The 18,282-nt window shown below is 70.1% G+C and carries 22 protein-coding genes and 1 pseudogene; 7 read left to right on the top strand and 16 right to left on the bottom strand.

Annotated features, from left to right (window positions below; all coding sequences use genetic code 11):
• Window positions 1–261: 261 nt before the first annotated feature.
• Window positions 262–1,779, bottom strand: a complete 1,518-nt coding sequence (locus tag NDW01_RS08960; protein ID WP_252818672.1) for a recombinase family protein — start codon at window positions 1,777–1,779, stop codon at window positions 262–264.
• A gap of 28 nt (window positions 1,780–1,807) precedes the next feature.
• On the opposite strand from NDW01_RS08960, the pseudogene NDW01_RS08955 reads away from it, so the two are divergent.
• Window positions 1,808–2,140, top strand: a pseudogene (locus NDW01_RS08955) (acyl-CoA dehydrogenase family protein); the annotation flags it as partial.
• A 148-nt stretch (window positions 2,141–2,288) separates the two neighbouring features.
• Here NDW01_RS08955 and NDW01_RS08950 read toward each other — a convergent pair.
• Entirely contained in the window at window positions 2,289–3,629 is a 1,341-nt protein-coding gene (locus tag NDW01_RS08950; RefSeq protein ID WP_252818671.1) for a hypothetical protein, read from the bottom strand.
• A 25-nt stretch (window positions 3,630–3,654) separates the two neighbouring features.
• Complete coding sequence (locus tag NDW01_RS08945; protein WP_252818670.1) at window positions 3,655–4,119, bottom strand: LOG family protein; 465 nt, start codon at window positions 4,117–4,119, stop codon at window positions 3,655–3,657.
• A gap of 72 nt (window positions 4,120–4,191) precedes the next feature.
• On the opposite strand from NDW01_RS08945, the gene NDW01_RS08940 reads away from it, so the two are divergent.
• Genes NDW01_RS08940 through NDW01_RS08930 form a run of 4 tightly spaced genes read left to right on the top strand, consistent with a single transcriptional unit; the run spans window position 4,192 to window position 6,076 of the window.
• Window positions 4,192–4,500 carry a hypothetical protein gene (locus NDW01_RS08940; protein ID WP_252818668.1) on the top strand — a complete coding sequence of 103 codons (309 nt, stop codon included), beginning with the start codon at window positions 4,192–4,194 and terminating at the stop codon, window positions 4,498–4,500.
• 32 nt (window positions 4,501–4,532) lie between these two features.
• Window positions 4,533–4,769 carry a hypothetical protein gene (locus tag NDW01_RS08935; protein WP_252818666.1) on the top strand — a complete coding sequence of 79 codons (237 nt, stop codon included), beginning with the start codon at window positions 4,533–4,535 and terminating at the stop codon, window positions 4,767–4,769.
• Between the two features lie 2 nt (window positions 4,770–4,771).
• Complete coding sequence (locus NDW01_RS42770; protein ID WP_256511089.1) at window positions 4,772–4,900, top strand: hypothetical protein; 129 nt, start codon at window positions 4,772–4,774, stop codon at window positions 4,898–4,900.
• Between the two features lie 3 nt (window positions 4,901–4,903).
• Window positions 4,904–6,076 (top strand): methyltransferase domain-containing protein, encoded by a 1,173-nt coding sequence (locus tag NDW01_RS08930; protein WP_252818665.1) that lies wholly within the window; start codon window positions 4,904–4,906, stop codon window positions 6,074–6,076.
• A gap of 67 nt (window positions 6,077–6,143) precedes the next feature.
• Here NDW01_RS08930 and NDW01_RS08925 read toward each other — a convergent pair whose 3' ends face one another.
• The 7 genes from NDW01_RS08925 to NDW01_RS08900 all read right to left on the bottom strand — a co-directional run bounded on the left by NDW01_RS08925 (window position 6,144) and on the right by NDW01_RS08900 (window position 11,369).
• Window positions 6,144–7,349, bottom strand: coding sequence for an acetyl-CoA C-acetyltransferase (locus NDW01_RS08925; RefSeq protein WP_252818662.1), 1,206 nt, complete (start codon window positions 7,347–7,349; stop codon window positions 6,144–6,146).
• A gap of 91 nt (window positions 7,350–7,440) precedes the next feature.
• On the bottom strand, window positions 7,441–7,827 hold the full coding sequence (locus NDW01_RS08920; RefSeq protein ID WP_252818660.1) for a hydrogenase maturation nickel metallochaperone HypA/HybF: 387 nt from the start codon (window positions 7,825–7,827) through the stop codon (window positions 7,441–7,443).
• Window positions 7,828–7,887: 60 nt separating this feature from the next.
• The gene (locus NDW01_RS08915; protein ID WP_252818658.1) at window positions 7,888–8,571 is read right to left on the bottom strand and encodes a D-sedoheptulose-7-phosphate isomerase; all 684 of its coding nucleotides are present in this window, start codon (window positions 8,569–8,571) and stop codon (window positions 7,888–7,890) included.
• On the bottom strand, window positions 8,558–8,818 hold the full coding sequence (locus tag NDW01_RS08910) for a HypC/HybG/HupF family hydrogenase formation chaperone (protein WP_252818657.1): 261 nt from the start codon (window positions 8,816–8,818) through the stop codon (window positions 8,558–8,560). The genes NDW01_RS08915 and NDW01_RS08910 overlap by 14 nt, the downstream gene beginning before the upstream one ends.
• Window positions 8,815–9,432, bottom strand: a complete 618-nt coding sequence (locus NDW01_RS08905) for a D-sedoheptulose-7-phosphate isomerase (RefSeq protein ID WP_252818655.1) — start codon at window positions 9,430–9,432, stop codon at window positions 8,815–8,817. The genes NDW01_RS08910 and NDW01_RS08905 overlap by 4 nt, the downstream gene beginning before the upstream one ends.
• A gap of 246 nt (window positions 9,433–9,678) precedes the next feature.
• Window positions 9,679–9,858 carry a type II toxin-antitoxin system PemK/MazF family toxin gene (locus tag NDW01_RS44295; RefSeq protein ID WP_406567706.1) on the bottom strand — a complete coding sequence of 60 codons (180 nt, stop codon included), beginning with the start codon at window positions 9,856–9,858 and terminating at the stop codon, window positions 9,679–9,681.
• Window positions 9,859–9,902: 44 nt separating this feature from the next.
• The gene (locus tag NDW01_RS08900) at window positions 9,903–11,369 is read right to left on the bottom strand and encodes an alpha/beta hydrolase (protein ID WP_252818653.1); all 1,467 of its coding nucleotides are present in this window, start codon (window positions 11,367–11,369) and stop codon (window positions 9,903–9,905) included.
• A 355-nt stretch (window positions 11,370–11,724) separates the two neighbouring features.
• Between NDW01_RS08900 and NDW01_RS08895 the strand changes: the two genes are divergently transcribed.
• Window positions 11,725–12,111 (top strand): STAS domain-containing protein, encoded by a 387-nt coding sequence (locus NDW01_RS08895; RefSeq protein WP_252818651.1) that lies wholly within the window; start codon window positions 11,725–11,727, stop codon window positions 12,109–12,111.
• Here NDW01_RS08895 and NDW01_RS08890 read toward each other — a convergent pair.
• Complete coding sequence (locus NDW01_RS08890) at window positions 12,108–12,263, bottom strand: hypothetical protein (protein ID WP_252818649.1); 156 nt, start codon at window positions 12,261–12,263, stop codon at window positions 12,108–12,110. The two genes, NDW01_RS08895 and NDW01_RS08890, sit on opposite strands and share 4 nt — an antisense overlap.
• Window positions 12,264–12,439: 176 nt before the next feature.
• On the opposite strand from NDW01_RS08890, the gene NDW01_RS08885 reads away from it, so the two are divergent.
• Window positions 12,440–12,628: a hypothetical protein gene (locus NDW01_RS08885; RefSeq protein WP_252818647.1), complete on the top strand. Its 189-nt coding sequence runs from the start codon at window positions 12,440–12,442 to the stop codon at window positions 12,626–12,628.
• Between the two features lie 103 nt (window positions 12,629–12,731).
• Here NDW01_RS08885 and NDW01_RS08880 read toward each other — a convergent pair whose 3' ends face one another.
• The 5 genes from NDW01_RS08880 to NDW01_RS08860 form a co-directional block, all read right to left on the bottom strand.
• The gene (locus NDW01_RS08880) at window positions 12,732–13,229 is read right to left on the bottom strand and encodes a phage holin family protein (protein ID WP_252818645.1); all 498 of its coding nucleotides are present in this window, start codon (window positions 13,227–13,229) and stop codon (window positions 12,732–12,734) included.
• A 122-nt stretch (window positions 13,230–13,351) separates the two neighbouring features.
• Entirely contained in the window at window positions 13,352–14,824 is a 1,473-nt protein-coding gene (locus NDW01_RS08875; protein WP_252818642.1) for an aminotransferase class I/II-fold pyridoxal phosphate-dependent enzyme, read from the bottom strand.
• A 76-nt stretch (window positions 14,825–14,900) separates the two neighbouring features.
• Entirely contained in the window at window positions 14,901–16,148 is a 1,248-nt protein-coding gene (locus tag NDW01_RS08870) for a GDSL-type esterase/lipase family protein (RefSeq protein ID WP_252818640.1), read from the bottom strand.
• 184 nt (window positions 16,149–16,332) lie between these two features.
• Window positions 16,333–17,562 carry a CU044_5270 family protein gene (locus NDW01_RS08865; RefSeq protein ID WP_252818638.1) on the bottom strand — a complete coding sequence of 410 codons (1,230 nt, stop codon included), beginning with the start codon at window positions 17,560–17,562 and terminating at the stop codon, window positions 16,333–16,335.
• Window positions 17,555–18,139, bottom strand: a complete 585-nt coding sequence (locus NDW01_RS08860; protein ID WP_252818636.1) for an RNA polymerase sigma factor — start codon at window positions 18,137–18,139, stop codon at window positions 17,555–17,557. The genes NDW01_RS08865 and NDW01_RS08860 overlap by 8 nt, the downstream gene beginning before the upstream one ends.
• Window positions 18,140–18,282: the final 143 nt, after the last annotated feature.

The raw sequence follows: 18,282 nt of genomic DNA, 5'->3' as shown, positions 1-18,282 counted from the left end.
GCCTGTGTCTCGCCTGCCCGTGGAGTCGTGATCGCGGCTCCGGGTCAAGGATGCCCCGATTCCAAGTCCGGTCAAACACCTCAAACCCCTGCGGGCGCGGGGTTCCTGCGGTCTCAAGTTGTCCGTGGGTGACCGCTGGCGTCCGGTGGCGTCCGCTGGTGACTGGTGGCGTATGGCTGCACCATCGGAGAGAGTGAGGGAGATCACGCACGCGGAGACGCCCCGGCGTGTAGTTGCCAGGGCGTCTCGGTCTTCTGCGGGTCAGTCTTCGCGCCAGATCGGCTCTAGCAGATCGGGGTTGAATCGCTTGCCCGCACCATGGCCCTTGCCTGCCGGGTGGACGATGACCGCATGCAAGGCTTCCTTGACATAGGTCCGCTTCGTCGAGATGGGAAGCCCGCCTTCCTCTTCCGGTAGGTACCAGCGCCGACGTACATCGGCCATGTCGGTGGTGGCCTTCTGCTGCGCGGCGGCGTACTGCTGGCGTTCGGCGCGCAAGCGGGAGATGTCTCCTTCGAGGCGTCGTGATTCCTCAAAGAACAGGCTGTTTGATATCTGACGTGCGGCCCAGTGTTTCCGTAGCTCCTTAAGCTGCTCTTGGTAATCGTTCAGCTCTTTCTCACCGAGCCATGGGCCGGAATCCTTCTGGGCGGCGATCGTGCGTTCTTCCAGCTTTGCCAACACGGCTTCTGAGACGAATTCGTCGATCTTGTCACCGCGTCGCGAAAGGGAACCGCATCCGCCGTTCGTCTTCGCGCGGCAGAAGTAGCGGTGGGCGCTGCGGTCGGGTTGCATGGACACTCGGAGTCGCGCCATGCACATGGAGCCGTCTTCGAGGATGCGACCGCATCGCAGGATGCCCGACAGCAGGTAGCGGTGTTCCCGGTGGTCGCGGTCCAGCAGATAGAGGGGTTGGCCGTCCGTGCTGACCTGGTGGCCGCTGCGGGCCTGGAAGATGGCTTGGAGTGCCTGCCACTGGTCCGGGGTGATCAGGGGTTCCCAGTCGCCTTGGACGGGCGTACCGCCATCGGTCACGAGTTCCCCGTTGATCATCCGCCATCCGCACAGGCGGGGATTCTTGAGCATCTTCTTGAACGGTCCCTGAAGCCAGTCGTTGCCGCGCGGGGTCTTCACGCCGTTGCGCTGCCACTCCCGGACGATCGAGTTCATGGAGCGCCCGGCAATGGCCTCCTCGACGGCACGCCGGATCAACGCCGCTTCGACGGGGTCGGGCGTCACTCGGTCGGCCTGCCATCCGAACGGACGCGGGCCAGCGGGCGCGATGCCCCTCTCTGCGCGGGACTGATGCCAGCGCCGGACCCGGCGGCGGGTCTTCTTGACCTCCATACGGGCGAACACGGCGCCCATGAGACCCATGCTCTCGACGTCTTCGCTGTAGAGGTCCTTGAACCCTCGTGCGTCGGCGTAGACCCGGCCGTCCTGGTAGGTCAGGGCGTCCACGAACCGCTCGTAGTCTCCGGCTCGGCGGACCAGGCGGTCATCAGCGGTGACGATCACGCCCATGACGGGGGTGCCGTCCGCGAGTCGTCCTGCCCTGATGACTCGAAGCATCTCCTCGAAGTCGTCGCGGACGACTCCTTCTTTCGCCGCTGACTTGTCGTTGTCCTTGAACCGGTGGACGATGCGGCAGCCGAGACGGGCGGCCGTCCGGGCGTTGACGCGCTGCTGGTCTTCAACCGTGTGCTCGTCCCTGGCCTTGTCGGCGCTCGCCCTGCTGTAGTCCACGACGGGGATCAGGTCACGCTCTGTGTCCGGCACTGGTCCTCCCGAGGAGTAGCCCTTAAGGATCTTCCAGCACCAGTCGATCGGCAACTACCTGGCCGACATGGCGACCCGGCTGCAGGCCGCGCGGCTGCTCACGCTCGACGCCGCCGACCGCCTGGACGGCGGCGAACGCTGCGACCTCGAGGCGGGCATGGCCAAGCTGTTCGCCTCCGAGGCCGCGATGCGCATCGCCCTCGACGCCGTCCGCATCCACGGCGCGGCCGGCTACTCGACCGAGTTCGACGTCGAGCGCTACTTCCGCGACGCCCCACTGATGATCGTCGGCGAGGGCACCAACGAGATCCAGCGCAACGTCATCGTCAGGCAGCTTATCGACCGCCACCGCCTCCGCTGACCGGCCTCCGCCGACCTGTTCCTCTGAGCCGCGCGCCGTCGGTGGTCCGCCGTCCGTGAGCAATGTGTGAGCAGACGGCGCGGTACGGGGTACCAGAAACCACTGGACGGGATGGCTCTGTACGTCGCTCAGGAGGCGAGACCTGGGGTCAGGCGATCAGGGTGCTGTGCATGTGGTCGTCCAACTCGGCCACGAACCGCTCGTCGCGCCAGGGGCCGAGCGCAAAGCGCGCTTCCCGAATCCGCTGGGCAACCACACGTCCGCGTGTGCTCGCCGTCAGGTCCACGCACTCGTGGAGAAGCTGGACGGCGGCTGCAGGTTCGTCGAGACGGATACGCGCCATCGCCCCGTCGGCGAGGACGACGCCTCGCTGTACGGCGTCCCGTGGCCGCTGGAGGGTGCTCGCCGAGTCGGTGAACTGACTCTCCGCCTTGGCGGGGTTTCCGGCGTACAGATGACATAGTCCATCGAAGCCTTGGAGCCGTCCGGCGTCGAAGCTCCCTGGCGCGGGATCTTCGGGATCGGCACGGTCAACCACATGCGACGCGGCGTGCAGTGCGGTGAAGGCACGGCGAATGTCGTTGGCTCGCGCGCTCATCTCGGCTTGCAGGGCATACGCGCGGGCCCGAACGAGTGCACTGCGTCCCCGGCGGGAATCCCGTACGGCCTCTGACGCGATCGCCTGCGCTTGGTCGAGGTCTCCGGTCGAGTAGAGAACGACCATGGTCTGGCTCGTCCGCACCAGCGCGCGGTGCCACGGGTCCGGTAGGCGGTCGGCAGCGGCCAGTGCCTCGGAGTAGAAGCCGGTCGATGAGGGGGCATCGTAGGTCTCGAAGGCCAGGCGGGCGGCCAGAAGGCATGCGGTGCTCGAAATGGCGAGCAGCTGTTCCCGCAGCTCGCCGGGCACGGGTCCGGCGGCAAGCGTGCGGCATGACTCGATGATCGGCACGAGTCCGATCTGAAGTCGTACGAACGGCACCGCTCCGATACGGCCGTTCAGGCCGGCCACGGCAGCGCGCAATTGCGCGATCAACTCGTCGTCGGTACGGCTCGGATCGGCCAGCGTCGGCATGAGGGATGCCGTGAGGTTCGGACTAAGGAAGGCAAGGAGGCCCCTCGCGCCGCTCGTCAAGGCGTCCGCCACCAGACCGCGAAGCTCCGAAATCCGGAGTGGCTCGATCCCGTACATGGCGAACACGGTCATGAGTTGATCGAAGTCCGAACCGGGGCCGAGCGCCGTCGTCCCGCGTTGATCTGCATACACGTGGGCCAGCAGGAGTTGGTAGCGCTCGCCAGGGCGTACCCCGTCGTTCTCCCAGCGGGCGATGGTCCGCTGAATGGTACTCAACCGGGCCTGGGCGACAGTGGGCATACGAAGACGGCGGGCGACCTCCCTTAACGCGCGCGCCTGGTCGAGCAGGGACCAGCCCCGGCTCATACGCAAGGTACGGATGCGCTGGGCGGCGCACATCCTTTCTGGTGACTTCACGTGACCAGTACAACACAAGCGTTGATCAGACGGGCACGATGAGACGAGGCTTCCCTTGCCCGGCCGCGTAGTCCGCCGTGTACCAGGTGCCGCGGGTTCGATCGACGCCGCGCGGAAAAGCGATCACGAACTCACTGCGGTCCACCATCCAACGATTTCGATAGTGGTACGCCTCGGCCGAGGGATGTCCCGAGTGTCGTAGCTCGATCAGCTCGCTCAGCCGGCCCTTGTCCTGCGCAGTCGCTATCGCCTGGCGCGCTTCGGAGGGCTGATCAACGGCCGTACCGGGTACTGCCACGGTGATTCTCGATCTTGTCTCGGTCGTGAGCCAGAGCAGGGCGAGCGAGTCGATGCCGATCGCGCCTCCGATGTAGAAGTGCTTCGCCTCATCGGCGAATGGCGCAAGGTATTCGGCGAATATCGCGTCGTACTCTCCGTGCGGCCGATCTTCCGTCGCGCGAGTACCGGTGATCGTGATCGCTGTCGGCATGCCATGCCTCCCGCTCCATGCCATCGGATGTCATCTGCCGCCCCCATCGCCTCAGACGGTTACATCGGCTCCATGACAGCGCAAGGAGCATCGCGAGACGGGATTCCCGCCGGCATAAGCCATGCTGAGAAGGTCGACCGGTTGGTCGATCTATGCCGGGAACTGGTCAAGCGCGGAATCCGCGTCGAGATGAGCGATGCGCGGCCGGCGGTCTCGGCGCGTTCAAGTCCGACAACGCCCCGGACGGCGGTTGAAGTCGTCAACGGCGCGTTCGTGTGGCGGCGCGACGACTACGACAGGCACACCGCCGAGGACGTGGCCGGAGCCGCCGACCGAATCGCCGACCACCTCAGGACACGCGATGGGGGCGGCTCGACATGACGGGGTTACGCGTCACTCCGGATCCTGCATGGGTGATCTCGCGGCGGTTCCCGGGCCTCGTGTTCTGGTTCGGGAGGTTCACCCGGTCCTGGTGGGCGCTGGTGCCCGTTCCGGTCGGATGGCGGCTGGTGGAGGCGGCGGATGCGGACGACCTCACGCGTGCGGTGCTTGAGGCGCAGACCGGACTCCGGGCGGCGGCAAAGCGGGGCGTAACAGTCATCGACCTGTACGAACGCCCGATAGGCAGCACGATAGGTGACGGGAGGTGAGCATGGGCAGGCACGGTGGAGGCAACAGCGACGGCAACACGCCGACGGACGGCAGAGACCCGCAGGGCGGCAAGCGCGGTACCGGCGGCAACACCAACGACAACCCGAGCGACGGCAAGAGAGGTAAGTGAGGGATGACGTCCTCTGACCCGCGTGCACGCGCAGAAGCCCTCGCCGACCTGCTCGCGGGTCAGGGGGACCTCGCCGATGAGCGGTGGCGGCAAGCGCTGGTCGAGGTGCCGCGGCACCTTTTCGTGCCAGACGTCGCCTGGGCGAACCCGGACGGTCCTGCCCCTGGATACCCGGTCGACCGGGCCGGTGACGAAGCGGCCTGGTGGGAGGCCGTGTACTCCGATGCGTCGTTGGTCACCCAACGCGACGACGGCGGCTCTGACGTGCTAGGCGACGGGCTGGCCAGCTCTTCCTGCTCGGCTCCGGGGGCGGTTTTCGCATTCCTGGAATCGCTCATGGTCAAGGATCACGATCGCGTCCTGGAGATCGGTACGGGAACCGGTTGGACGGCCGCGCTGTTGTCGCACCGCATCGGCGACCGGAACGTCACCACCATCGAAATCGACCCGGTGCTGGCGGAGCGGGCGGCGGCGAACCTCAAGGCGGCCGGATACGCGCCTCGTTTGGTCGTCGGGGACGGTGCCGAGGGATGGCCGGACGGTGCACCGTTCGATCGCGTCCATTCAACGTGCGCGGTCGCGACGATCCCGTACGCCTGGGTGGAGCAGACCCGTCCGGGTGGGCTGATCCTCACCCCCTACAGCCCCGGCTACGGGTACGGCCGGCTGGCCCGTTTGGCCGTCGTCGGCGACGGAACGGCCGTGGGGCGGTTTCCGAGCCCGGCCGGATACATGCTGATGCGCTCGCAGCGCCCGGCACGAGGGTCCGCGTTCGACTGGGTGCACGAGTCGGATGATCCGGCCGAGTCGACGACCCGCCTCGACCCGCGGCACCTGCACGACGACACCGACGCGGACCTGTTCATCTGCGCCGGCGTGCCCGGCGTGCACAAACGCCTCTACTACGACGAGGAGACGGATTCCGGCGAGGCGACGTTCTGGGTGCTCGACAATGCCGGGAACCACGGGTCCTGGGTGTCGGTGGACTACGTGCCCGGAGAGGCCGAGTTCCTCGTCCAACAGCATGGGCCGCGCCGCCTGTGGGATGAAGTCTCCGAGCCGTATCTCCGGTGGCTGTCCCTCGGGCGTCCGGGCCGTGATCGGTTCGGGCTGACGGTCTCTTCGGAAGGCGAACGCGTGTGGCTCGACGACCCGGCCAATCCGGTCGGACCGTAGCGGGCTGCTGAACGTCCGGTCGTGGACCTGTCCTCGTGGGATGGTCCACGACCGTGACGGGAACGCGTCAGGCGACGCGTTCGAAGATCGCGGCGAGGCCCTGGCCGCCGCCGATGCACATGGTCTCCAGGCCGTAGCGGGCGTCGCGACGGCGCAGTTCGTACAGCAGCGTCGCGAGGATGCGCGCGCCGGTCGCCCCGACCGGGTGACCCAGGGAGATCCCCGAGCCGTTGACGTTCAGCTTCTCCAGGTCGGCCTCGTCCAGCTCCCACTCGCGCAGCACCCCGAGCACCTGCGCGGCGAACGCCTCGTTCAGCTCGATCAGGTCCATGTCGTCGAGGCTGAGCCGCGCCCGGCTGAGGGCCTTCTCGGTCGCGGGTACGGGGCCGAGCCCCATCAGGTGCGGAGGCACGCCCGCCACGGCCCAGGACACCAGCCGGGCCTGAGGAGTCAGGCCGAGCGCGGTCGCCCGCTCCCGCGTCGTCACCAGGCAGACGGCCGCGCCGTCGTTCTGGCCGCTGGAGTTGCCCGCCGTGACCGTCGCGCCGTCGACGCGCATCACCGGCTTGAGGGTGGCGAGCCGTTCCAGGGTCGTGTCCGCGCGCGGGTGCTCGTCCCGGCCGACGACCTGGACGCCCTTGCGGTCGCGGACCTCGACCGGCACGATCTCGTCGTCGAACAGGCCCTTGTCCTGCGCGCGCACCGCCCGCTCGTGGGAGCGCAGGGCCAGCTCGTCCTGCTCCGTACGGCCGATGCCGTAGCGCTCGCGGACGTTCTCGGCGGTCTCCAGCATGCCGCCCGGCACCGGGTGGCGCTCCCCGCCCGCCGTGACGCGGGCGCGGGCCAGGCGGTCCATCAGGTTGATCTGCGGGCCGGGGCGGCCCCAGCGCAGGTCGGTGGCGTAGTACTCGACGCCGCTCATGCTCTCGGTGCCACCGGCGATGACCATGTCGTTCACGCCGGTGGCGACCTGCATCACCGCGTTCACGACCGCCTGCAGCCCCGAGCCGCACCGCCGGTCCACCTGTACGCCGGCGACCTCCACCGGCAGGCCCGCGTCCAGGGCGGCGACCCGGCCGATGGCGGGCGCGTCGCCGTTCGGGTTGCAGTTGCCGAGGATGACGTCGCCGATCTCCTGGGGGTCGACCCCGGTGCGCTCCACGAGCGCGCGGATCACCGTCGCCGCCAGCTCCTGCGCGCTGACGTCTTTCAACGCGCCGCCGAACCGCCCCACCGGCGTACGAACCGGTGAACAGACCACAACCTCGCGCATATCACCACTCCTCTCGCGACAACCCTACGTTTCGGTTCGCGAGAGGACCTGCCGGGTTTCCGGCAGGTGAGAGCCCGGCCCGTCGTCAGGACTATCCGGGAGGATCCGCAGGATCTCGCCGGGAGTCTCCCGGCACCTCTGCCGTCTCCACCACCTCGATCGACTCGAGGACGAGCTCGTCGCCGCCCTCGATCGCCAGGTCGGTCCCGCCGCACACGGGGCACACCGCCATCAGGCCGTCGGACGTCGTGGTCCGGTCGCACCGGCCGCAGGTCAGCCGCACGGGGTCCACGACCACCTCCAGGCGGGCGCCCTCCGCCACCGTCCCGTCGGCGGCCAGCTCGAACGCCCGGCCGAGGGCGGCCTCGCCGATCCGCAGCAGGACCCCCGCCCGTACGCGCGCCCGCCGCACGGAGCGGCCGTCCGCGCACTGCTCCACGGCCGCCAGGATCGCCTCCGCCATCCCGAACTCATGCATGCGCGGCCCCCGTCGCCCGGGAGAGCCCCCGTCCGGAACCTCGGCGATCCGCCGGGGCCGTCACGTCGTCGTCTCCTGCGACGAGAGAGCGCCGAGGGCGATCTGAGTCAGTTCGCCCAGGACGTGGTAGACGGTCGTCTGCGCCTCCTGGATGCGGTGCACGGACGACGACGGGATCACGAACAGGTAGTCGAGGGCCGCCAGCTCGGCCAGCTCACCGCCCTGGTAGCCGGCCAGCGCGATCGTGAGCATGCCGCGCCGGGCGGCCTCCTCGATCGCCCGGACGACGTTGGGCGACCCGCCGCTCGTCGAAAGGCCGAGCGCGATGTCGCCCGTACCGCCCAGCGCCGCCAGCTGCCGTGCGAACGTCACCTCGAAGCTCACGTCGTTGGACAAAGCGGTCAGCACCGCGACGTCGTTGGTCAGGCACAGCGCGGGCAGGGACCGCCCGCGCGGCGGATACGAGAACGCCTCGGCGACCTCCTGCGCATCGGTGCTGCTGCCCCCGTTGCCGAACGTGAACAGCCGGCCGCCCATCGCGAACCGCTTGGCCATCGCCTCGGCGCACTCGGCGAGCAGGACCCCCGACCGCTCCGCGACCTCTTGTCGCAGGGCGACGATCTCGTTCGCCTTCTCCGCCGTCGACCGGCCGACCTCCGCCAGCACCGCCTCTATCTCGGACTCGCCCGAGTACAGGAAGGGATAGAGCTCCCGCATCCCCTCCGGTGGCTCACTCCCGGTCATTGCCGTTCCCCCCTGCGACTCTGCCGGGGTCACCCCGCGTGACCACCGCGATGGCCTCTTTCGCGTGGACCAGGACCGTGTCGCCGACGGCCGCGTCGACCAGCGCGACGCTGATCTCCTCCCGCGCGCCGCCGCCGACGTCGGCGATCGCGAGGTCCCCGTCGAGCAACCGCAGCACCGTGACGGGCACGGCCTCGTCGGAGCAGGTGACGCACACCTCCTCCGAACACCGGCCGCGCTCAGTCACCCGATCACCTCCGGGCCGAGCAGGCCGGGCTGCTCCAGGAACACGTGCACCAGCTCCCACAGGATGTGGTACATCGTCACGTGGACCTCCTTGACGACCGCCGGGTCGTCGCTCTGCGCGGTGAGCAGGTGGTCGATCGCCGGGCTGTCGCCCAGCATGCCGCCGTCCCCGCCGGTCAGCGCCACCGTGAGGAGCCCCAGCTCATGGCCTGCCTGCAGGCCGCGGAGCACGTCCACGCACTGACCGTCCGCCGAGATCCCCAGGGCGATGTCCGCCGGCGCGCCCCAGTGGCGCACCTGGTGGGCGAAGACCTGGCACAGGCCCTGCCGGCGGGCCACCGCCGTGATGGCCGCCGCGTCGTTGCTGACCGCGATGGCGGGCAGTGCCCGCTTGCCCACGATCACGGGGTGCATGAACTCGACGGCGACGTGCGCCGCGTCCGTACCCGCCCCGCCGTTGCCGAAGGCGATGAGCTTCCCGCCGCGATGGAACCGGATCGCCATGTCCCGGCAGGCGAGCGCCACTCGCCCGGAGTCCTCGGCGAGCATCCGGCCGGCCGTCTCCCGCCTCGCGAACGCCTGACCGACCCGTTCGATGGGTGGTGTCACCGTCATGTGGACGCTCCCTCCCCGGATCTGTCCCGTCACGCTATGTCCATGTCGTTCTGGGGCAACACCCTCTGCCGGACAACCACCGGTAAAGCCTGCGCGCCCCAGGTAAGGTCCCGGCGACGATGGCGGCAGAGACCCCTCACGACCCCCAGGCGAGAGAAAACAAACGATCCCCTCTTCCGGATCAGCCGGAGGCGAGGGGACCGATAGTCAGCAGCGGGCGTGGTGCCGTCGCCGCATCCGCGCACATCAGAGATTCAGGTGACGACGGAGTGCCGCGTCGATCAGGTGCAGCGTCGGCCCGGGGACAGTGCCCATGCGTTGCCGCAGTCGGCGGGGGATTATCGAACGCACCTGTTCGGCCTGGGCCTTCGAGTCGGTCTTCAGCCCGCAGTCCGCGGCGTCGAGCAGGACCTGGAAGGGGTAAATGTGATGGATCTCCTGCCGGAAGGACGACCGAAGGCCGCGGACGGTCAGGGCCGGCAGATGGTGCCCGCCGGGGGCACCTGCCCGGTGATCAGGTAGTCGACTTCCCGGCCGCGGGCGCAGGAGGAGTTGTAGAGGGCGGTGTGCCCGTCCCCGTCATAGGTCAGCAGCCGGCTCCCGTCGATCCGCCGGGCCAGCGACCGCGCCCAGGCGTACGGGGTCGCCGGGTCGTACGTGTTGCCGACCACGAGGATCGCCGGCGCTCCGCTGATCCGCTCGGGCCGGGGCGGGTTCGCCGCCGGGACCGGCCAGCCGCTGCATCCGGACGTCATGTCCCACATCTCGGAGTACCGCCACAGGTGCGGTGCCGCCTTCTTGACCTTCGCCAGCCGGGTCCGCAGGTCGGCGAAGCCCCGCAGCTCCGGCGGGAAGTCCTGGCATCCGACGGCGCGGTACGCCGTGTAGGCCGGGTCGACGCCGGGCACCGCCTGGCCCAGCGCGGTGGGGTCCGAGGGCGTCTTCTCCGCGTCGGCCAGGGCCTGGGCGAGCTGCGGCCACAGGAAGGTCAGGGTCAGGTACGTGTAGGCGCCGCCGGTCACCTCGGCGGCGGTGAGGGGACGTCCGAGGTCCCGGTCGACGATCTCGCCCTTGTCCGCCCGCGCCGTCAGCGCGTCGAAGTCGGCGGCGATGTCTCGGCCGCGCAGCGGGCAGTCGGCCTGGTCCTGGCACCACTGCGCGAACCGGTGGAACTCCCGCTCCATCGCCGCGGACTCGTCCACGGCGTCACGGGCGACCGACCGCGTGTGGTCGACGGCGCCGTCCAGCACCATCGCCCGTACGTGCCCGGGGAACAACCGGGCGTACGCCGCCCCGAGCTCCGTGCCGTACGAGACGCCGAGCCAGGAGATCCGCCGCTCGCCCAGCGCGGCCCGGATCGCGTCGACGTCGCGGGCGGCGCTCACCGTGTCGACGTGCCCGAGCAGCGGACCGGTCGCCCGGAGACAGTCCAGCCCGTGGCGGCGGTCGCTCTCCGCCAGCCGCCGGTACTCCGCCGGAGTGGCGGGAAGAGTGGGGGCCGCCGGGTCGTACACCGGCGTCGAGCAGCGTACGGGCGTGCTGTCCCCGACCCCGCGCGGGTCGAACCCGACCAGGTCGAACCGCTCGCGCAGCGGCTTGAGGTCCGGTGTGCCGAGCAGCATGCCGCCCTGCGCGACCACCGCGGTGCCCGAGCCGCCCGGTCCGCCGGGGTTGAGCAGCAGCGAGCCGATGCGGTGCTGCGGGTCGGTGGCGGGCAGCCGGTTCAGCGCCAGGGTGATCCGCCGCCCGTCCGGCCGGGACCAGTCCAGCGGAACGCTGATCGTCGCGCATTCGAGCTGCTGCGGGGTGCTCTCCGTATGGCAGTCGTGCCAGGCCGGCGCCGAGGCCGGCCCGCTCGTGGCCGCGGCCGCGGCGGAGCCGGAGGCCAGCAGGGCCGTCGCGGCCATGACCACCGTCGTGACGGACGAACGCTTCAACCGAGACTCCAGATTCGTGGGGGATGGCGGCGATGCGGGGGAGCATGCCGTCCCGATGATCTCCCGGAAAGGCGGCTTGACGACGGCTTTTCGGAATGTCAGTCGAGAGTGGAATAACCCGGTGAGCGGCATTGTTGAGAGAGCGCAGAGAGTTGAACGGCTTCCGCAGAGTTGCCAGGCGGTGACATCGTGATGTCTCGCCTCGTGAGGTGTTTGCGTATCCGCAAAACGGGCATGGTGCTCCATTAACGCGCCGCGCCGTGCCTGGTATCCGTCACCCTCTTGGAAACGATCAGTAATCGCGCGATGCTGTGATGGTCACGGGTGCCCCACGGTGTTCCGGACTGGAGGTCCCATGGACGTTGCCCTGGACATGTTCGCGATGGAGTGCGAGGACTACACCCTCGCCATGCCGCGTGGCGAGGTCGACGCCTTCACCGGGCGTACGTTCCGGGGGCGTCTGATGGAGCTCGTCGCGTCGGCCGACCGGCCACTGCTGGTGGACATGAGCGGGGTGCCGTTCTTCTCCGCGGCCGGCCTGAACGCTGTTGTCGCGGCCGAGAAGCTCTCCCGCGAGCGGGGTGTCCCGGTCGCGTACTTCGACCTCATGCCCTGCGTCGAGCGTCCGTTCCGCATCACCGGCGTGGACAAGGTCGCGCTGATCTGCCCGACCCTTCAGGACGCCATCTGGTGCGTCATCCCGCTCAGCGACGACGAGATCGAGAGCTGGGAGCTGTCCTAGTTCCACGTCGGACGGTGTCTCACCTCGGACGGCCCGGCCGCGCGGTCGGCCCGGTCCTCGTCGGTGGCGAGGTTCTCGTCTTCGTCCCGCAGGATCGGGGCGAACCGGTGGTCGTCCCGCTCGTCCGCCGCTCCCCGCTCGGGTGCCGGCATGCCGGGTCTCCTCTCGACGCGCGTCCGTACGATTCGTTCCCGGCTTGGTACCCGCTGTCGGCGGCGAAAACAGCCGAAACCCGAAATTCGGCCGCCACAGCGAATAACCGGCACGTCAGGGGGAGGAAGGGCGGGTACGGCTTTTCGCCGAAGCAGCCTCAGGAGGGAGATCGGCGATGTCGAAACCACAGGAGCCCGAACTGCGCCGCTCGGAGCGCACATCCCCGACGGACACGAATCCGGAGAAGGAACGCAACGTCTCCGGGCAGCCGCACGGCACCGACAAGGGCGGCAAGGGCGGAGGACGCGGGTCCGGTAAGGGCGATCCCCGTCCGCCCGAGCAGCGCCCCCCGCACCCGTCATGACCAGACCGTCCCGGACCCGGCGGACACGGCGCTGACGTCGTGCCCGCCGGAACCGGCCGATGCCCCGTGCCCGCCGTGGCGGGGCACGCCGGGGCGCGGCGGCCTACCGGCGGCTGTGCTCGGTGTGCGGTACGAGTAGTTCGGCGGGCTCGGAGGAGATCGGCTCGGCGGCGATCGCCTTGGCGTGACTCGCGCTGCGCCGCATCAGCTGGGCGTCCTCCTTGAGCGTCTCGACGGTCCGGTGCGGCGGCGACACCCGCCGCATCCGCTGGCGGCCCAGGGCGGCCATGATGGCGCCCAGGATCGCCCAGATGCCCGCGATGATCAGAGCGGCCCAGGCGATGTCCACCACGTGGGCGAGGCCGAACATCGCGGCCAGCGATCCGATCACCACCGTCATGTAACCCGCGAATCCGGCCCCGCCGAACAGCCCGGCGGCCTCCCCGGCCTTCTTCGCCTCCTGGCGGATCTCCGCCTTCGCCAGCGCGACCTCCTGACGCATCAACTTCTGCAGGTCGGCGGTCGTGTCGCTGACGAGCCGGCCCAACGAGGAGTTCCCGGTGGTCCGCCGGGTGCCGGGGCCGTGCAGAGTGGCCGACATGTCAGCTCACCTCCGTTCGGTTCGCTGGGGATCGACTCGGCGTCTCCTCGTCGAGGTTCGCCGTCTTCGTCCTGTGAAGCGATCCCATACCCGTTGTGGGCCGTCCGACCCCTCCCGGCCGGTCACTCGGCCACGACCCGGAGGCTCTTCAGCTCGCTGTCGGCGACGTCGGGCACGACCATGCCGGCGGCGACCCCCGTCCGCAGGTAGTCGATGACGGCCTCGTTCATGCGCTCGCCGGGCAGGATGGCCGGGATGCCCGGCGGGTACGGCGTCATCATCTCGGCGGCGATCCGGCCCGCGGCCCGGTCGATCGGGACCTGCTCGACGCGGCCGAAGAACGCGTCGCGGGGCAGGATCACCTGGTCGAGCTCGAGGTCCTCCGGGTCGGGGACCGCCACGGTCGCCGAGGTGAGCAGCGCCTCGTCCCCGCGTTCGAGGTGGGCGACGAGATCGCGGATCGCCGTGACGAGCGTCCGCGCGGTCTCCTGATCGTCGGAGTAGGTGAACTGGGCGCTGATCCGCCGGTGGTCGGACAGGTGCAGGTTGACGCGGTGGTGCTCCCGCAGCCAGTCGGCCGCGCGGTACCCGGTCGTGCCGAGCCCGGCGATGTCGATGATCACCTGCAGCGGGTCGCGCTCGGCGGCGCGGTTCGGGCCGAGGAACTCGTCGGCGTGCACGTGCAGGCCGTCGATCTCCTCGAGCTCCGCCCGGACGCCCGTGACCAGGTCGATGGCGCCCTGCAGCAGCTCGTGGCCCTGCTCGACCATCTGCCGCCGCCAGCCGTCGAGGGCGGCGTAGATGAGGACGTTGGGGCTGGTGGTGCCGAGCAGGTCCTCGCGGGCCGACAGGACGTTCGGGTCGACCAGGTCGCCCTGGTGATGGAACACCGAGCTCTGCTCCAGGCCGCTGCCCATCTTGTGCACGCTGACCACGCAGACGTCGGCGCCCGCGTTCATCGCCCAGGTCGGCAGGTCGGGATGGAAGGGCAGGTGCGCGCCCCACGCCTCGTCGACGACGAGCGGCCGGCCGTGCCGGTGGCACACCTCCGTGATGGCCCGCAGGTCGCTCGACGTGCCGTACGGGGTCGGGCTGGTCACGATGGCGCCGCGCGCGTCCGGATGCTCGGCGAAGCGCCGGTCGAAGCCCTCCGCCGACGGCGGATGGGCCAGGTGCAGCTCCGGGTCCCACTGCGGCCAGACCCAGATCGGCCGGATCCCGGCCAGGATCAGGCCGGAGACCACGGCCTTGTGCGCGTCCCGGCCGACGAGGAGCTTCTCGTGCGGCCCGGCCACCGACAGCATGGCGCTCTTGACCGACAGGGAGCTGCCGCAGGTGGAGAAGAACGCGTGCTCGGCCCCGACCGCGTCCGCCATGAGCTCCTGGGCCCGCTGGATCACGCCGTTGGAGGACATCCGGTCGTCGAGCCCGGCGGTCGCCAGCACGTCCGAGCGGAAGACCGCGTCGCCGACGACCGCGCTCACCCTCGGGTCGGTCCCCCTTCCCTGTTTGTGGCCGGGCGGGGTGAAGGGGACGTATCCGTTTCGGTGATAGGCGGCGAGGGCGTCGAGTACGGGGGCCTCAGCATGGTTCATGACGCCGGGCTTCCCGCTGCGGACGGCCGGAAACACGGGATCTCTCCAGGTGAGGGGCCCTTCCAGGGACAGGGCTTCAGCGGCGTTTCGGGATCGAGGCGGCGAGCATCGGCAGCGAGATGTAGTCGGCGAGGGCCTGCTGCCCGGCCATGTTCGCGTGGATGCCGTCACCGTTGTCGTACGCGAGGTTGATGCTGTTGGGCTTCAGCGGATCCTTGAGCACCTGGTCGAAGTCGACCACTCCGTCGCACGTGCCCGCGCAGTTCCCCCATTGCTTGACGAACGTGCCGACGGTGTAACGATCGCGGTTGTTCTGGTCGCCGTACCCCGGACGCGGGGTGATCGGAGTGACGTACACCTTGATCCCGGCGGCGCGCAGGCGCTCGAAGACCTTGCGGTAGCTGTCCAGGATCGGTGCGGATGCGCACCCGTCGGCGAGGTCGTTCGTCCCGTAGTAGTAGATGACGCCGGTCACCCCGTGCAGGGCGAGCACGTCGCGGTCCAGGCGGGCGAGTGCGTCCAGGCCGACGTCCGCTGCGGGGATGTTCGGGCACGCCGCCGAACTCGTGGTGCCGCTGATGCCCGCGTTCGCGACCGCGAGCTGCCGATTCGACGGAAGCTCGTGGGTGATGCGCCGCGCCAGGTCGTCCGTCCAACGGCGGTTGTTGCCCGGTTGGCTGCAGCCCGGCCCGCAGTTGTCGCTGCCGACGCCATCGACGACCGAACTCCCGAACGGCACGATCGTCCCCTTCACCGCCGGGTTACGGACGTCGACCGCGCTGACGAGGTACGTGGAGGTCACGGTCTGCGTGTACGCGTCGCCGGAAAGGTCGGCGGTATGGTCGGCCGCGCCCGCGGGGGTCAGGTAGTTCTCGCGCATCCCGGTGACATGCTCCCCGGGCACGGCCGTGCCGGCGACGAACATGCTGACGGCGACGTCGTCCTGCGGCCCGGTCCTCAGACCGGCGGCGTCGCTCCACACCTCCCCGCCCGCCGGGATGGTGACCCTTCGTCGCCCCTGGAAGGTGACCGGCACGGTGGCACCGGTGATCGCCGCCCCGTTCCCGCTCCGCCCCACGGTCGTGGCGTCGATCGTGAGAGGGTCCTTGCCGAAGGTGTTCTGTACGCGAATGCGCAGGGCGCCCCCGCCCTGACTCACGTGAGTGATCATCCGTACGGACTGGTCGGCCAGCGTCTTCGCGGCGAGGTCCTGCTGGGACTGAGCCCAGGACGTGAACCACGGTGATGCGGCCGGCCGCCCGGCGGCGGACGCGGAACCGGCGGCACCGGCCGCCGCGACGGTGAGGGTTGCCGCAGCGGCCACGTGACGCATCCTGATCCTGCGACCTCTCGTCATCGGCGGACTCCCTTCCAACGGAACCGTCAGGACGGACGATGTCGCCGGCGGAGGCAAGCGCGGCGATCAGAATGCGATGATCACCCGGCTGTGATCCCCTGACGCAAGAGGGAGGCCGTTTGTGGCCTCCGACGGGCCCCCTCCGGAGGACTCATCGGGGAGCCGGCGTGCCCGGCTTCGCGTTCGTCCACTCGGCGACCGCGTACACCTCGTACGAGGAGACCTCACCGGGCCGGTGGAAACGGTCGGGCATGTCCTGGACGCGCAGGGTGCGGGGCCTGCCGTCGTCGCCCGGCGGAAGTCTCCGGCTGCCGTGCGGCGGCGTCGCCACGAGATCGCGTACGGCCAGGAGGGTGCCGGTGCCGGGATCGATGATCCACTGACGCCGGTACGTGCCGAGCTGTTTGGGCGCGGTGTAGATGCCGAGGGGGACCGTCGTCTCCAGCGGCAGGGAGATCACCGTTCCCGTGCGGCCCAGGGGATCGGCCGCGGTGCCGCCGGCCCGTACACCGGGCAGCGTGGCGAGCATCCGGAACGCCGCCGCCCGTACCTTCGGCGGGGTGGGGGCGTCGGCCAGCAGGTCTCCGGCCACGTCGCTCAGCGCACGGACGCGCTCCTCGCCCCGCAGGGCGCCGAGCCGTTCCGTGACCGCGGTCGAGGAGTACGCGTGCCAGTTGTCGCGCAGGGCGAGCAGCCTCTTCTCCAGCGCCTTCGGCTCGGTGGGCAGCTCGGCGATCTGCGCGGACGTCATGCCGTAGAACCGCCGGACCTGGCCCTTCACGGGTCGCGGATGCGGCGCCCCCACGGGGGACTTCGGGTTCAGGAACAGCGTCCCCACCACTCCGGGATCGCCGCTCGGAACGTCGACCGTCATCGGGGAGCCCGCCTTCCGCCATTTCGCCGTGTCCTGGGCGGTCCACGGGCGGGCGGGCAGGTCGGTGTATTTCCTGGTCTCCCTGCCGTCGCGTCCGACCCAGCTGTCGTACTGCTGCCGCGACTCGACCATGTAGTGGTCCGCCCTGGTCTTGCCGACCCCGTAGATCGTTCCGTCGATGCGCCTGGTGTGCCAGTACGCGCCGGTCTGCGCCGTCTTCTCCGCGCTGGTCGCGGCGGCGAGCAGGACGTTCCCGTCGCCGCCCGTACGGAGCGGGACCGAACGGCCCGGAGGGCGCGGATCCGAGTGGCCGGACAGGACGGCCACGGATCCCGCGGCGACCGTCCCGGCCGCGACCACGCCCATCAGCGGCACCGCGAGCCGGCGGCGGGCGCGCGGGCGGGGCGCGGGCGCGGAGCGCCAGTTGGTGCGCAGGGCGAGCCGGTCGGGGTTCTCCTCCCGGGCCAGCGTCGTCCGCATCTGCCGCAGTGCGTCGAGTTCATCCATCGTTCTTCGCCTCCGGGAGGGCCTTGCGCAGCTTCTTCCGAGCTCGGTGGATCTTGGCCTTGACGGTGCCGAGGGGCAGGTCCAGCGTCGCCGCGATCTCGGCGTACGACAGCTCGCCCCAGGCGAGCAGCAGGAGGGCGTTACGGTCCTGGGCGCTCAGCGTGGCGAGCGCCTTGGCCAGGTGCGGACCGAGCGCCGCGGCCGCCATGCGGTCGTCGGCCGACTCGGCCACGCCGTCCTCGGCGGGGTCCACCCCGGTCCGGGCGAACGCCCGGTACATGCGGGTCTCCTGCCGATGGTGGCGGGCGATGAGCTTGCTGGCGATGCCCCACAGCCACGCGCCGACCTCCGCGCGCCCGTCGAATCTCTCCCGGCGCCGGAACGCGACGGCGAACGTCTCCGACACGACGTCGTCGGCCAGGGTGGGCCCGAGACGCCGTTTGACGTAGGCGTGGAGTCGTGGCGCGTGCCGGCGGAACAGCTCGCCGAACGACTCGGGGTCCTCCAGGGAGGCCGCGACGAGCGCCGGATCGCCGGCCGCCTCCTGCGGCCGGCTCACCGGTCTCGGCGTGGCCATGGGCCGCCGTGTCCCTTCATTCGTCACTTCCCGTCTTCGATTCCGCTGACGTCCCCTCTCTCCCGAAGGGCGGGCCCGGGTTGCGTCCGGAAGCGCCGGATCATGATCTCCGCCATCGCGACCGGATCGTCATCTCTTCGCCC

Origin of the sequence: Actinoallomurus soli (assembly GCF_024055715.1) — a bacterium.
Lineage (GTDB): Bacteria > Actinomycetota > Actinomycetes > Streptosporangiales > Streptosporangiaceae > Actinoallomurus > Actinoallomurus soli.
The sequence above is the reverse complement of the archived record's forward strand: the minus strand, read 5'-3'. Positions and strand labels throughout refer to the sequence as shown.